16 protein-coding genes are annotated in these 13,209 nt (G+C 68.5%); 10 read left to right on the forward strand and 6 right to left on the reverse strand.

Annotated elements, in window-relative coordinates; translation table 11 throughout:
• Window positions 1–23: 23 nt before the first annotated feature.
• From MKP05_RS11030 to MKP05_RS11050, 5 genes are all read left to right on the forward strand, one after another.
• A complete protein-coding gene (locus MKP05_RS11030; protein ID WP_240568318.1) occupies window positions 24–446 on the forward strand; it encodes a phasin family protein in 423 nt (140 codons plus the stop codon).
• Between the two features lie 475 nt (window positions 447–921).
• Window positions 922–1,344 carry a phasin family protein gene (locus MKP05_RS11035; protein ID WP_240568319.1) on the forward strand — a complete coding sequence of 141 codons (423 nt, stop codon included), beginning with the start codon at window positions 922–924 and terminating at the stop codon, window positions 1,342–1,344.
• A 216-nt stretch (window positions 1,345–1,560) separates the two neighbouring features.
• Window positions 1,561–1,755 (forward strand): hypothetical protein, encoded by a 195-nt coding sequence (locus tag MKP05_RS11040; protein WP_240568320.1) that lies wholly within the window; start codon window positions 1,561–1,563, stop codon window positions 1,753–1,755.
• Window positions 1,756–1,779: 24 nt separating this feature from the next.
• Complete coding sequence (locus MKP05_RS11045) at window positions 1,780–2,058, forward strand: helix-turn-helix domain-containing protein (protein ID WP_439108981.1); 279 nt, start codon at window positions 1,780–1,782, stop codon at window positions 2,056–2,058.
• A gap of 263 nt (window positions 2,059–2,321) precedes the next feature.
• Window positions 2,322–2,756: a phasin family protein gene (locus tag MKP05_RS11050; protein ID WP_240568321.1), complete on the forward strand. Its 435-nt coding sequence runs from the start codon at window positions 2,322–2,324 to the stop codon at window positions 2,754–2,756.
• Between the two features lie 449 nt (window positions 2,757–3,205).
• Here the strand turns inward: MKP05_RS11050 and MKP05_RS11055 are convergent, their stop codons facing one another.
• The gene (locus MKP05_RS11055) at window positions 3,206–4,222 is read right to left on the reverse strand and encodes an MSCRAMM family adhesin SdrC (RefSeq protein ID WP_240568322.1); all 1,017 of its coding nucleotides are present in this window, start codon (window positions 4,220–4,222) and stop codon (window positions 3,206–3,208) included.
• Between the two features lie 635 nt (window positions 4,223–4,857).
• Here MKP05_RS11055 and MKP05_RS11060 point away from each other — a divergent pair.
• Window positions 4,858–5,430 (forward strand): anti-virulence regulator CigR family protein, encoded by a 573-nt coding sequence (locus MKP05_RS11060; protein ID WP_240568323.1) that lies wholly within the window; start codon window positions 4,858–4,860, stop codon window positions 5,428–5,430.
• A 30-nt stretch (window positions 5,431–5,460) separates the two neighbouring features.
• Here the strand turns inward: MKP05_RS11060 and MKP05_RS11065 are convergent, their stop codons facing one another.
• Complete coding sequence (locus tag MKP05_RS11065) at window positions 5,461–5,754, reverse strand: helix-turn-helix domain-containing protein (RefSeq protein WP_110285010.1); 294 nt, start codon at window positions 5,752–5,754, stop codon at window positions 5,461–5,463.
• 180 nt (window positions 5,755–5,934) lie between these two features.
• Here MKP05_RS11065 and MKP05_RS11070 point away from each other — a divergent pair, with 180 nt between their 5' ends.
• On the forward strand, window positions 5,935–6,210 hold the full coding sequence (locus MKP05_RS11070) for a hypothetical protein (RefSeq protein WP_240568324.1): 276 nt from the start codon (window positions 5,935–5,937) through the stop codon (window positions 6,208–6,210).
• Window positions 6,211–6,720: 510 nt separating this feature from the next.
• On the opposite strand, the gene MKP05_RS11075 is transcribed toward MKP05_RS11070, so the two are convergent.
• The 4 genes from MKP05_RS11075 to MKP05_RS11090 form a co-directional block, all read right to left on the reverse strand.
• Window positions 6,721–7,014, reverse strand: a complete 294-nt coding sequence (locus tag MKP05_RS11075; protein ID WP_240568325.1) for an addiction module antidote protein — start codon at window positions 7,012–7,014, stop codon at window positions 6,721–6,723.
• Window positions 7,011–7,310, reverse strand: coding sequence for a type II toxin-antitoxin system RelE/ParE family toxin (locus MKP05_RS11080; protein ID WP_240568326.1), 300 nt, complete (start codon window positions 7,308–7,310; stop codon window positions 7,011–7,013). Before MKP05_RS11080 ends, MKP05_RS11075 begins: the two co-directional genes overlap by 4 nt.
• Before the next feature lie 66 nt (window positions 7,311–7,376).
• Window positions 7,377–8,366 carry a sensor domain-containing diguanylate cyclase gene (locus MKP05_RS11085; RefSeq protein WP_240568327.1) on the reverse strand — a complete coding sequence of 330 codons (990 nt, stop codon included), beginning with the start codon at window positions 8,364–8,366 and terminating at the stop codon, window positions 7,377–7,379.
• Between the two features lie 17 nt (window positions 8,367–8,383).
• Window positions 8,384–9,199 (reverse strand): alpha/beta fold hydrolase, encoded by an 816-nt coding sequence (locus tag MKP05_RS11090; protein ID WP_240568328.1) that lies wholly within the window; start codon window positions 9,197–9,199, stop codon window positions 8,384–8,386.
• 152 nt (window positions 9,200–9,351) lie between these two features.
• On the opposite strand from MKP05_RS11090, the gene MKP05_RS11095 reads away from it, so the two are divergent.
• The 3 genes from MKP05_RS11095 (at window position 9,352) to MKP05_RS11105 (ending at window position 13,150) form a co-directional block, all read left to right on the forward strand.
• On the forward strand, window positions 9,352–11,781 hold the full coding sequence (locus MKP05_RS11095; protein WP_240568329.1) for a Lon protease family protein: 2,430 nt from the start codon (window positions 9,352–9,354) through the stop codon (window positions 11,779–11,781).
• Window positions 11,774–12,544 carry a universal stress protein gene (locus MKP05_RS11100; RefSeq protein ID WP_110285002.1) on the forward strand — a complete coding sequence of 257 codons (771 nt, stop codon included), beginning with the start codon at window positions 11,774–11,776 and terminating at the stop codon, window positions 12,542–12,544. Before MKP05_RS11095 ends, MKP05_RS11100 begins: the two co-directional genes overlap by 8 nt.
• 144 nt (window positions 12,545–12,688) lie before the next feature.
• Window positions 12,689–13,150 carry a hypothetical protein gene (locus MKP05_RS11105; RefSeq protein ID WP_240568330.1) on the forward strand — a complete coding sequence of 154 codons (462 nt, stop codon included), beginning with the start codon at window positions 12,689–12,691 and terminating at the stop codon, window positions 13,148–13,150.
• Window positions 13,151–13,209 lie beyond the last annotated feature (59 nt).

A 13,209-nucleotide genomic window follows, 5' to 3' on the forward strand; every position in this document is an offset into this window, starting at 1 on the left:
TCAGAACCCCGGAGGTTCCCATCATGACCAACGCATTCGCATTCGACGCCAAGCAATTCGACACCGCCCAGCTCGAGTCCGTGTTCTTCGGCCCGGCGCGTGCCTTCGCCGCCCTGTCCATCGACGTCACCGAGAAGCTGGTCAATACCCAGCTCGAGGCCACCAAGGCCTATGCCGACACCAACCTGGCGCAGCTGCGCAGCCTGGTGGAGGTCAAGGACGCCGAGGGCCTGAAGGGCTACCTGGAAGGCCAGCAGCAGGTCGCCAAGGACCTGACCGAGCGCCTGAAGGGCGATGCCGAGAAGGTGGTGGCCCTGCAGCAGGAGTTCATCCAGGAAAGCCAGAAGCTGACCGAGGGCAGCGTCAAGCAGGCCCAGGAAAGCGCCCAGCAGGCCACCGAGACCGCGACCAAGGCCGTCAAGGAAGCCGCGCCCAAGGCCAAGTAAGCCGAAGAAAGCGTTAGCCCCGCCCCGCGGGCCGCGATGACGCCATACCACGGGCCGCCGATCCATGATCGGCGGCCCGTTGGTGTGGGTGAGGGTAATGAGGGGGCCCCGTTTCCCACCTTGCCCGAATCAACCAGCGGCCGGCATCGAGCCGAGGCGGGGCACCGTGGTGGTGGGCCGCCAACGCCGGGAGGCCCTAGGGGGTCAGACCCCGGCGGCGGCGATTCCGCCGGCAAGGTGCGCCACGACAGGCCTGGCGACTTGGCTGGGGTCTGACCCCATAGGGGCAGGCCTCGGCGCCTTTTGCTGCGAACGTGCTCGGGTAGGACAGCCCCCTCCCTTTCCGCTGGGCGGCGCCCATGCCGCCATCGATTCTCCATCGATGTTGCATTGCACAAAAATCCCTGCTACGATGGCTTGCAGCAGAGCGGGAGTCTCCCGTTCCATCGCATTCAGAACCCCGGAGGTTCCCATCATGACCAACGCATTCGATTTCGGCGCCAAGCAGTTCGACACCGCCCAGCTCGAGTCCCTGTTCTTCGGCCCGGCGCGCGCCTTCGCCGCCCTGTCCATCGACGTGACCGAGAAGCTGGTCAATGCCCAGCTCGACGCCACCAAGGCCTATACTGACACCAGCCTGGCGCAGCTGCGCCAACTGGTGGAGGTCAAGGACGCCGAGGGCCTGAAGAGCTACCTGGAAGGCCAGCAGGAGGTCGCCAAGGAGCTGACCGAGCGCCTGAAGGGCGATGCCGAGAAGGTGGTGGCCCTGCAGCAGGAGTTCATCCAGGAAAGCCAGAAGCTGACCGAAGGCAGCGTCAAGCAGGCCCAGGAAAGCGCCCAGCAGGCCACCGAGACCGCGACCAAGGCGGTCAAGGACGTCGCGCCCAAGGCCAAGTAAGCCGAAGAAAGCGTTAGACCCGCCCCGCGGGCCGCGAAGACGCCACACCAACAGGCCGCCGATCCATGATCGGCGGCCCGTTGGTGTGGGTAAGGGCAATGAGGGACATACCCCCATTTCCCCGCCTAGCATGACCCGGCGGCCGGCAGGGATGCCGGCCGCTGGCGTTTCTGTGGTTGGGTTGCCAAATATACGTCATTGACGTACGATGTTGCCATGTTCACGATCATCGAGACACCGGTGTTTCAGCGTTACGCCGCCAGCGTCTGGAAGGACGATGAGCGCTTGGCGTTTATCAGTTGGCTTGCTGAGAATCCGCTGGCAGGCGATGTGATTCCGGGTACCGGTGGTCTTCGCAAGGTGCGTTGGTCGCGGCCCGGAATGGGCAAGCGCAGTGGAGCTCGGGGCTGAATCAACTGAGGGAGGAGCTTGGCAATGACTGATGAACAAGCGGTATTCGAGAATGATCTGTTGGAGTCCGTGCGTGAAATGAAGGCCGGGAAGGCGGCGCGGGAGGCTCGCGTGGACGTTTCACCGGCGATTGAAGCACGCCACCGTATGGGCCTCTCGCAGACGGAGTTCGCCTCGTTGCTGGGTGTCAGTCGGCGTACGCTTCAGGAATGGGAGCAGGGGCGTCGTGAGCCAACGGGAGCGGCGCGTACCCTTTTGCGTGTTGCGACAAGACACCCGGAAGCGTTGAAAGATCTGAGTTAACCGCGACAAGCGGGGAGGAACCCCCAGTATCCCACCCCCCATTTCCCACCTGGCCTGAACGACCCAGCGGCCGGTAGCGAAGCCGGCCGTTGGCGTGATGGGGAGCAACCCTCGGGCGGCGACCCGGCGCCGTAGCCGTGGCGGACCCCGGGGCACCCCTGCTCCGATCGATGTTGCACTGCACAAAAATCCCTGCTATTGTGCAGTGCAGCAGAGCGGGAAATTCCCGTTCCAGCACATTCAGAACCCCGGAGGTTCCCATCATGACCAACGCATTCGCATTCGACGCCAAGCAATTCGACACCGCCCAGCTCGAGTCCGTGTTCTTCGCCCCGGCGCGTGCCTTCGCCGCCCTGTCCCTCGACGTCACCGAGAAGCTGGTCAATACCCAGCTCGAGGCCACCAAGGCTCATGCCGACACCAACCTGGCGCAGCTGCGCAGCCTGGTGGAGGTCAAGGACGCCGAAGGCCTGAAGGGCTACCTGGAAGGCCAGCAGGAGGTCGCCAAGGAGCTGACCGAGCGCCTGAAGGGCGATGCCGACAAGGTGGTGGCCGTGCAGCAGGAGTTCATCCAGGAAAGCCAGAAGCTGACCGAGGGCAGCGTCAAGCAGGCCCAGGCAGGCCTCCAGCAGGCCACCGAGACCGCCCCCAAGGCCGTCGAGGAAGCCGTCAAGGAAGCCGCTCCCAAGACCAAGTAAGCCTCGGGCCCGCCCCACGGGCCGCGATGACGCCACACCAACAGGCCGCCGATCCATGATCGGCGGCCCGTTGGTGTGGGTGAGGGTATTGGGGGAGCGGGCCTTCGTTTCCGCTCACTTCCAACATACAAGCGTGGCTCCGCCGAGCGATTGGCGCCGCAGGCGCCTTGGCGGTGGCCGCCAGCGTGGCCGACAGCCGCCCAGCGCCGCTGCGCGCCGCCATCGCCCCGCAAAGCGTGGCTCCCACAGGGGGTCGATGCCCTGCCCTGAGGCCATAGGAGCTGGCCTCGGCGCCTTCTCCGGTGAACGTGCTGCCATCGTCGAGACATTGTCGGGCCAATGAGGGATAGCCTCCATTCCTCGCCTTGCCTGAATCCACCAGCGGCCGGCAGGGATGCCGGCCGCTGGCTTCATGCGGGGAGGGGAACGGCGCCTGTCGCCGAGTGACCTCAGCTGTCACCATCGTTGCCGACGAATCCTCTCAGCCGGTCCCGAATCGCCTCGAGGCGACCCTTGGCGGGCTCGGCGGCACGCTCCACGGCCCGGTCGAGCCCAGGCGCCTTCACCTTACCCTCCTCCTCGGCATCGGCATCGGCCTCGGCCTCGGCATCGGCCTCGAGCTCGGCCTCGGTATCGGCCTCGGTATCGGCCTCGGTATCGACCTCGGCATCGACCTCGGTATCGGCCTCGGTATCGACCTCGGCATCGACCTCGGTATCGGCATCGACCTCGGCATCGGCCTCGGTATCGGCCTCGGTATCGGCCTCGGTTTCCGAGTCGACGCCGGCATCGGTATCGCCGTCGGTACTGCCGACATCACCACTATCGGCGTCGCCGTCGGCACCGCCGTCAGCTCCACCATCGGCATCGCCGTCGGCTCCACCGTCGGCACTGCCGTCGGCTCCACCATCGGCACCGCCGTCAGCTCCACCATCGGCATCGCCGTCGGCTCCACCATCGGCATCGCCGTCGGCTCCACCGTCGGCTCCACCGTCGGCACTGCCGTCGGCACTGCCGTCGGCTCCACCATCGGCACCGCCGTCAGCTCCACCATCGGCATCGCCGTCGGCTCCACCATCGGCATCGCCGTCGGCTCCACCGTCGGCACTGCCGTCGGCTCCACCATCGGCACCGCCGTCGGCTCCACCATCGGCACCGCCGTCAGTTCCACCATCGGCACCGCCGTCGGCACCGCCGTCAGCCCCGCCGTCGGCACCGCCGTCAGCCCCGCCGTCGGCACCGCCGTCAGCCCCGCCGTCGGCACCACCATCGGCACCGCCGTCGGCACCACCATCGGCACCGCCGTCGGCAGCCGCCAGCAGGAGGGTCTCGCTGGACAGGCTCGTCATCGACGACGGGGAGAAACCGCCGGCCTGTCCCTCGTCCTCGATGCTCATTGCCTGGCTCTGGACGGCCATGCCGGAAAAGATCAACGCCATGCTGGCGACAAGGGTCTTGAGTTTCATATCGCGCCTCCTTGTGTCCCGACCTCCCTGGGGCGGGTTTCCATTGGCAGGAATGGCTCGTCCCTGAGCCGTTCGACTACGCGAGTCGAGATCCTGCCTTGTCGCAGCAAGCAAGGTGCCAACCAGATGAATAAATTAATAATGACAAAAGGTTAAAAAAATATCGTCGCGCTCCCGGTCGGCGCCAGACGCCTCGCTCCCCTCCGGAACGTCGCCTCTGACCGACGCTTTTCCCGCCATCGGTCGCCCATGACACTGGGACTCAACGCTCATGCTGTCGGTGTCATTCGACAGCATGTTCATCATCGAGCGCTCGGGCCACAGGGCCAAGCACTGGGACAGCACGAGAGAAATCAAACGCTTGGATCATGGCATTCCGGCAATGAGGGACAGCCCCCGTTTCCCGCCTTGACTGAATCCACCGGCGGCGGCGGTGCGGGGCTTGCCTCGTCGCCTTGCGCGGCGAACACGCCGCCATCTCCAGGTGTTCGGGGAACGGGCCGGGATCCACGCTCAAGGCCCGGCGCTGGCATCGGGCCCGTTGGCAAGCTTCTTGCCTCCTGCACCTTGGTTGCACCCTGCCGGCATCATTACCACCTACACTGACGGCACATGCCCACCGAAAGGAGTTTGCCATGTGGATCGGACCCACACGCCCGTTGCTGCTTGCCTCATTGCTCGGCCTCGCCCTGGCCGCCGGCCCGGTGCTGGCCCAGCCCGCCGACAACCCCGGCCGCGGGCAGGGGCAGGGGAAGGCGCCCGGGCAGCAGCGCCAGCAGGCCCAGCCCCAGCAGCACGAGCGTGAGCCCCAGCGGGATCGCGAGTACTGGCGAGAGTGGGGGCGTGAGAGCCGCGGCGAGGTTCGCGGCGAGGTTCGCGGCAAGAGCCGCGGCGAGGTTCGCGGCGGCGTTCGCGATGAGCGGCGCGACGGCCCGCGCCTCGACGAGCGCGAGGTGCGGCGCATCTTCGAGCGGCGCCGCGACTGGATCACCCGCGACGACCGCGACAGCCTGCCGCCCGGCATCCGCATGAACCTGGAGCGCGGCAAGCCGCTGCCCCCGGGCATCGCCAGGAACTTCGACGACCGGGTGCTGGGCGAGCTGCCGCACCACGACGGCTACCGCTGGCAGCGCGTCGGCCCCGACGCCGTGCTGGTCGACACCTCCAACGACATCATCCACGAGGTGCTGCGCGATATCCTCGACTGAGGGTGTCGGGGGCGGTCGATCTATCGAGTGCTAAGCGGCCGCACCCTCTTCGTCCTCGATCGCCAACTCTAGATGGAAGTGTGCCGGCCCCGTCAGATTGACCAGGGCGTCCAGGCTGAACTTGTTGATCCGGCCCGCCAGCAGGTCATTGAGACGAGGCTGGGTCACGCCGAGACGCTGTGCAGCTTCTCGCTGGGTGACGCCCCACTCCCTGACACGCCCGGCGATCTTCGCCATCAGCTCGGAACGGAGGCGCATGTTCAGTGCCTCCTCCGGCGTGTCTTCGATGGCCTCCCAGACACTGTCGTAACGTTCAATGGCCATGGTGTCACCTCCTTTGGTGGTCAAGGCAGTTCCTCGGCATCTTGGTTATATCAACCTTGATATCATGCGCCTTGCATCTGGCTGGTCAAGGGCGCGGCAAAAGCAACGGGGCCTGTCCTGCTTCCCCGTGGCGATGGCTGTTATCCTGTGCGCCATGGACCACGGCAGAAGGACACTGCAATGAGCTTTCAATCCATCAAGCGGCTGGGCGGCCTGGCGCTGGGCGTCGGCCTGCTCGGCCTGAGTGGCTGTGTGGTGGTGGATGGCGCGCCCTATCCCGGCCACGGCGGCGGCTACTACGCCCCGGACGCCGGCATTCCCGAGGGGCATCTACCGCCGCCGGGGGAGTGCCGGATCTGGTACCACGACCGTAGCCCGGGCCACCAGCCCCCGCCGGGCCCGTGCGGGGAGCTGCGCCACCACGTGCCGCCCGGCGCCAGCCTGATCCGCGGCTAGGCCAACGGCCGGCCGCCGCCAGCGCCGGCGCCATTCCCCCTCGGGAATGCCGACCCCCGGGACGTCGAGGGCGGCGAGGCTGGCCGTGTCGGCGGCACCTGTCGGGCACGTGGTCAGACGCTGAGGCCTCCCCAGAAATACTTCTGCATTATCAATGTGTTGTGCATGGGTGGGTGGCAGGTTGCCAGCGCTGCCGGTCCCTATGGGGTCAGACCCCGGCGGCGTCGAATCCGCTCGCAAGACGCACTATGACGGGCTTCGCGACTTGGCTGGGGTCTGACCCCATAGGGGCAGCCTCGGCGCCTTCTTCGGCGAACAAGCTATCAACGTCGAGAAAAACGTGGGGATTCGTCAGGGTCAGACCCCGGGGCGGTCGCCGCCAGCGCCGGAGGAACTGCTCCACAGGGGCAGGCCCCATTTTCCGAGGAACGTTGGTCGTTGCCTAACGCGCGACAGGACAGGAGTGGCACTGTGAACCGCGACGTGTCCGAGGGGAGCCCCAAGATTTGCTCATGCCTCTTCGTGCGGCCTGGCTGTCATATCGACACCGAGCGCACGCATGACGGCCAGCATCGTCTTCAGGGTCGGGTTGCCTTGCTCGCTGAAGGATCGATAGAGCTGCTCCCGGGACAGGCCTGTCTCTCGTGACAGTTCCGTCATGCCGCGAGCACGGGCGACAACACCAAGCGCCTTGGCGATGTAGGCGGCATCGCCCGTTTCAAGGGCGTCAGCCATGAAGGCTGCGATGGCCTCCTGGCTATCGAGGGCGGCAGCAGGATCATAGTCATAAATGGGTTCGTTCATGGTGCCCTCCACTCGGATGCGAGACGCTTGGCCGTCTCGATGTCTTGCTGTTGAGTGTCCTTGTCTCCTCCACACAGCAGCAGGATGAGTTCGTTTTCGCGTTGCAGGAAATATACCCGATAACCCGGGCCGTGATGGATGCGTAGCTCGCTGACACCCTGGCCGACCGGCTTCGCGTCCCCGGGAAGACCATTGGCCAGGCGAAAGACGCGGGCCGCGATCATCGCCTTGGCACGCTGGTCCTTCAGCTTGCGCTCCCATGTCAGGAACGTGGCGGTCTGCTTCACTTCGAGCATTCGTTCATCGTAGTCTAAAAACTACACCGAAGCACGGTATCGGCTGGCCGCCGGCCCGAATTCCCGTCATACAACGACCCGGTTGCGGCCGTCGTGCCTGGCGGCGTCGAGGGCCTGGTCGGCGCGCTGGTAGAGGCTGCCGGGGGTGTCGCCGGGCCGGTAGCCGGCCAGCCCGATGCTCAGGGTGACGGGGTCGGGCGACCAGGGGTGGCGTTCGACGGCCCGACGCAACCGTTCCAGGGCGGTGCGGGCGGCGGTGGGCCCGGTGTGGGGCATCAGCAGCACGAATTCTGCGCCGTCGAGGTGGGCGGCCAGGTCGTCGAGGCGCAGGGTGGCGCGCAGCAGGTCGGCGAGGGTCTCGAGGACCCGGTCGCCATGGACCCGGCCGTGGCGTTCGCTGAGCGCCTCGAAGTGGTCGATCTCGAGCAGCGCCAGGCTGAAGGCGCTGGCGGCGTGGTGGCGTTCGGCGGCAGCGAAGAGCAACTCGAGGGTGTCGTCGAGCCGGCGGCGATTGGGCAGGCCGGTGAGCGGGTCGGTGGTGGCCCGGTGATCGAGCCGGCGGTCGAGTTGCGCGAGTTCGGCGCGGCGCCCCTCGAGCAGGGCGCCGAGGGTCTCGAGCTCGGCGATGATGGCGTCCTTCTCCCGCAGGGCACGCGCGGTGGCCTGGCGCGCCTCGAGCAGTTCGCGCTCGAGCCGATGCTTGCGCGGGATCGGCGTCAGGGCGAGCAGGGTGAGGCTGGCGCCCTGGTACGCCAGGCGCACGGCGCTGCACACCACCGGCAGCGGCGCGGCCTCGGCCAGGTCGAGCTCGAGGTGGATCTCGTCGGCGCGGCCCTGGTTGGCCAGGCGGAAGTCGAGCAGGCCGAGGTAGATCACCCGCGCCGAGGGGGTGAACAGTTCGCTGGCGTGGCGGTCGAGCAGCGTCTCGGCGCGGTGGCCGAACCAGTCGGCCAGGGTGCGGTTGATCGCCAGCACATGGCCGCCCTCGTCGACCACCAGTTGGCCGTCGGGAGAACGGTTCCACCAGTGGGCGAGGTCGTTCTTGCGGAGTGGCATCGTCAGGGCTCCAGGCGTCAGCGGGCCGTCGGCGAGTGCAGGCGGGACATCAGCGCACCGGTCAGCCGCTCGGGGGCGGTGAGTTGCGGGTAGTGGCCGGCACAGTCGATCAGCTCCAGCTCGCTGTCCGGCAGGTGGCGCTGCAGGTAGTCGGCCGCACTGAGCGGCACGATGGCGTCATGGATCGTCTGCAGCACCACGCTGGGCACCGGCACCCGGGGCAGCAGGTGGCGGATGTCGCCGAGGAAGACGGCGCGGGCCAGGGGCCGCAGCACCTCGGGGGCCACCGCCAGCAGGCGCTGCTGCAGGTCCTGGTGCCACCCCGGGGTGGCGGCATGGCCCAGGGCCACCGTCGAGAGGCTGCTGGCCCAGTCCAGGTAGTTCTGTTCCATCAGGGCCAGCAGGGCGTCGAGCTCCTCGGGGCGGTAGCCGCCGCGGTAGGCCGGCGGGTCGTCCAGGTAGCGGGCGGAGCAGCAGAGCAGGAACAGCCGGCGGAAGGCGCGAGGCCGCTCGATCGCCGCCATCAGGCCGATGGTGCCGCCGATGGAGTGGCCGAGCAGCAGGGCGTCCTCGAGCTCGAGGGCGTCGCACAGGGCGACCAGGTCCTCGGCATGACCCTCGGGGCGGGCGTGGCGTCCGGGATCAAAGGCGGTGCGGTCGGAGGCACCGAAGCCGGCCAGGTCGAACAGGATGAGGCGGTAGTTGGCCTCGAAGGCGGGGACGATCCGGCTCCACACGGTCTGGTCGCAACCGAAACCGTGGACCATCACCAAGGGCGTGCTGCCCCGGCCATGTTCGGTGACGTTCAGCAGATAACGCAAATCGCAGGGCATAGCGGTCCTTCGCCGTTCCTGATGGTGTCGGGATTGATTGCCAGCATAGCATCACCGGGGCCTGCCCGGAGGCCGGGTCGCTGCCTTGTGCCATGGCAGGCAGGCCGGCCGGCGATCCACCATACTGGCGGTGACAGCACGGGAGAAATGCCATGGTGGAACCCCTGGGGGTGGCGCAGGTGTACCGGACCTGTCCGGATGAGGCCTTCGCCTTCGAGGTGACCAGCGAGCTGGAGTCGCTGGATCTGCTCAGCGGCCATGATCGGGCGCGGGAGGCGCTGAGCTTCGGCACGGCGATCCGCAGCGACGGCTTCAACCTCTTCGTGCTCGGCCAGCCGGGCCACGGCAAGCACTCCCTGGTGGGGCGCTTTCTCTCCGAGCGCTCGCGGGGCGAGGCGCCACCGCCGGACTGGTGCTACCTGTTCAACTTCGACGACCCGGCGGTGCCCCGCCAGCTGGCGCTGCCGCCGGGCCTGGGCCGCCAGCTGCGCGCCGACATCGAGGCGCTGGTGGACGAGCTGCAGCGGGCGATTCCCGCGGTGTTCGAGAGCGAGGAGTACCAGAACCGCCTGCACGAGCTGAAGCAGGCCATGGGCGAACGCCAGAGCGATGCCGTGGAGGCGGTGCGCCGCGAGGCCCGCGAGCATGACATCATCCTGCTCTCGACCCCCAACGGCTTCACCTTCGCCCCGGCCGACGGCGACAAGATGATGTCGCCGAAGGATTACGAGGCGCTGGCCAAGGACGATCGCGAGCGCATCGAGGGCACGGTGGAGATCCTGCAGCGCAAGCTGACCCAGGCGATCCGCCAGATGCCGCGCCTGGCCAAGGAGCTGCGCGCGCAGGTCAACACCCTCAACGAGGAGATGCTGCAGTCGGTGATCGGCGCGCCCCTGGCCGAGCTGGAGGAGCGCTACGCCGACGAGGCGGGGGTGCTGGCGCACCTGGCGGCGATCCGCGAGGCGCTGCTGCAGCATGTGGACTCCTTCCACGCCGACGAGCCGGACATTCCCCCCGAGGCGGTGTTCAGCCGCTTCCACATCAACCTGCTGGTGGACAACGCCGACACCCAGGGGGCGCCGGTGATCTACCAGGACCTGCCCAGCCACCAGCACCTGGTGGGGCGCATCGAGCATCACGTGCACAACGGCACCCTGATCACCGATTTCTCGCTGATCCGGGCCGGGGCCCTGCACCACGCCAACGGCGGCTACCTTGTGCTCGACGCGCGCGGCGTGCTGACCCAGCCCGGCGCCTGGGAGACGCTCAAGCGGATCCTGCGCGCCGGCGAGATCCGCACCGAGTCGCTGGAGCAGGCCTACGGGTTGATCAGCACCGTCAGCCTGGAGCCGGAGCCGATCCCGCTGGACATCAAGATCGTGCTGCTCGGCGAGCGGCTGTTCTACTACCTGCTGTGCGAGCACGACCCGGAGTTCCTCGAGCTGTTCAAGGTGCAGGCCGACCTCGAGGACGAGCTCGACCGCGACGCGGTCCATCACGACTTCTACGCGCGGATGATCGCCACCCTGGCGCGGGAGGCGGCGCTGCGCCCGCTGGACCGCAGCGGCGTGGCGGCGGTGATCGAACGGGCCAGCCGCCTGGCCGACGACCAGCGCAAGCTCACCGCCCGCCATCGCGATCTCCACGACCTGCTGCTCGAGGCCGACCACTGGGCCGGCGAGGAGGGCGTCACGGTGATCTCCCGGGGCCAGGTCGACAAGGCGGTGGCGCAGCAGCTGTGGCGGGCCGGCCGCATCCGCGAGCTCAGCCACGAGCAGATCACCCGCGGCACCCGGATGATCGCCACCGAGGGTCGCGTGACCGGGCAGGTCAACGGCCTCACGGTGCTGCAGCTCGGCGACTTCGCCTTCGGCCAGCCGACCCGCATCACCGCCACCGCGCGCCCCGGCAGCGGCCAGGTGGTGGACCTCGAGCGCGAGTCGCGCCTGGGCGGGCGCATCCACTCCAAGGCGGTGATGATCCTGTCGCGCTACCTGGCCAACCGCTATGCGCTGGAGACGCCGCTGTCGCTCTCGGCGAGCCTCGCCTTCGAGCAGTCCTACGGCGGCATCGAGGGCGACAGCGCCTCGGTGGCCGAGGTCTGTGCGCTGGTGTCGGCCATCGGCCGGATGGCGCTCGACCAGTCGCTGGCGGTGACCGGCTCGATCAACCAGCACGGCGAGGTACAGGCGGTGGGGGGCGTCAACGAGAAGGTCGAGGGCTTCTTCGATGTCTGCCGCGCCCGCGGCGAGCTGAGCGGGCAGGGGGTGATCCTGCCGGCCGCCAATGTCGAGCACCTGATGCTCAACGGCGAGGTGCGCGAGGCCATGGAAGCCGGCACCTTCCGGGTCTATGCGATCCACCATGTGGACGAGGCGCTGGCCCTGCTTACCGGGCTCGAGCTCGGCGCGGCCGACGAGCACGGCCACTTCCCCGAGGCGAGCCTCAATGGCCGGATGCAGGCACGGCTCATGGCCTTCCGCAAGGCGGTCAAGGTCGCCCGCGGCAAGGGCGGGGCCGAGAAGGATAGGCCCACGAAGGACGAGGGCGGCAACGACGAGGAGGAGGGCGGCGATGAATGACGAGGTACGCAAGCCTTCCGAGGTCGCCGGCGACCTGCCGGGGGCGGCGCGGGTGCTGGCGCTGCTGGACGCCTCGCGCCAGAGCCTGGCGGCGCTCACCGCCGCGGTCGAGCTCGCCGTCGGCCGCCATGCCGAGCTGGTGGCGCTGTTCGTCGAGGATCTCGACCTGCTGCACTGCGCGGGCTTTCCCTTCTCCTGCGAGGTGGGGGCCCAGAGCGGCCTGGCCCGGCCGCTGTCGCCGGAGGTGCTGGAGGCCAGCCTGGCCCGCCAGGTGAAGCGCGCCAGCCAGGCGCTCGCCGAGGCCGTGGCCGGACGCGAGGTGCGCCACCGCTTCCAGGTCAGCCGCGGCCGCGTGGCCAGTGAGGCGCTGGCGCTCGCCGGCCCCGGCGACGTGCTGGTGCTCGGCAAGGCCGGGCTCTCCGGCCAGTGGGGCGTGCGCCTGGGCTCCACCAGCCGCGCGCTGATCCTCGAGGCGCCCTGTACCGTGGTCATCTGGGACGAGCGCCTGCCGCCCAGCCGCGGCTCCCTGCGGCTGGTCTCGGACACCGACCCGCAACTCTCGGATGCCGACCTGACCGCGCTGGCGCCGCTGTTCGACGGGGTGGAAGCCCTGCCGTCCATGAGCGCCACGGCCCTCGAGCGCTACCTGGCCCGGGCCCGCAGCGGCGCGCTGCTGCTCCACCGCCCCGAGCTCGCCCGCCTCGTCGAGCAGGACCCGCAACTGCTCGCCCGCATCCCCGTCCCGATCATCGTGGTGCCGTAGATGATGCCTGCCTGGTGGGCTTGGCTCCGCCGAGCGATCGGCGCCGCCAGGCGCCTTGGTGGTGTCGATATGGCGGGCATGGCCACCGCCGCCCCGCCCGAATATGGCAGAATGGCGCTTTTGCAGTGAACGAAGGATCGCCGCATGGCGTATTTTCTGGTGATGGGCGGTCTGGCGCTGTCCGTGTTCTTCACCTTCGGCTGGCTGTTGCTGCGTACCGGCCAGTGGCTGGCGCGCGGGTTGCCGGGTGGCGGCGGGGCATCGCGGCGGGCCAGGCGCCCGGCGCGACGGACGCCGGCGAAGAAGCCCGCCCGGGCCCCGGCGGCGAAGTCGCGCCCCCGGGCGGCCACGAAGCGGGCCGAGCCCCGCGAGCCCTGGCGGCTGACCCGGTGGCTCGCCCGACGGCGCTTCGCGCTGCCGATGTCGCTGCTGGCGGTGCTGCTCTACGGCCTCACCCGGTTGGCCGAGTACGGCATGGGCTTCCGCCCCCATGAGGTCCCCGGCGCCTACCACAGCCTGGTCGGCACCCTGGGCTGGATCGCCGCCGTGCTGCTTGCCGTGGCGCTGGTCAACCTGCTCGCCGCCTGGCGCTGCCGGGGGCGCTAATTCCGCTTTGGGGTCAGACCCCAAATTCTGCTTTGGGGTCTGACCCCAAAGTTTGCTGA

The organism is Halomonas flagellata, from assembly GCF_022487945.1.
Lineage (GTDB): Bacteria > Pseudomonadota > Gammaproteobacteria > Pseudomonadales > Halomonadaceae > Halomonas > Halomonas flagellata.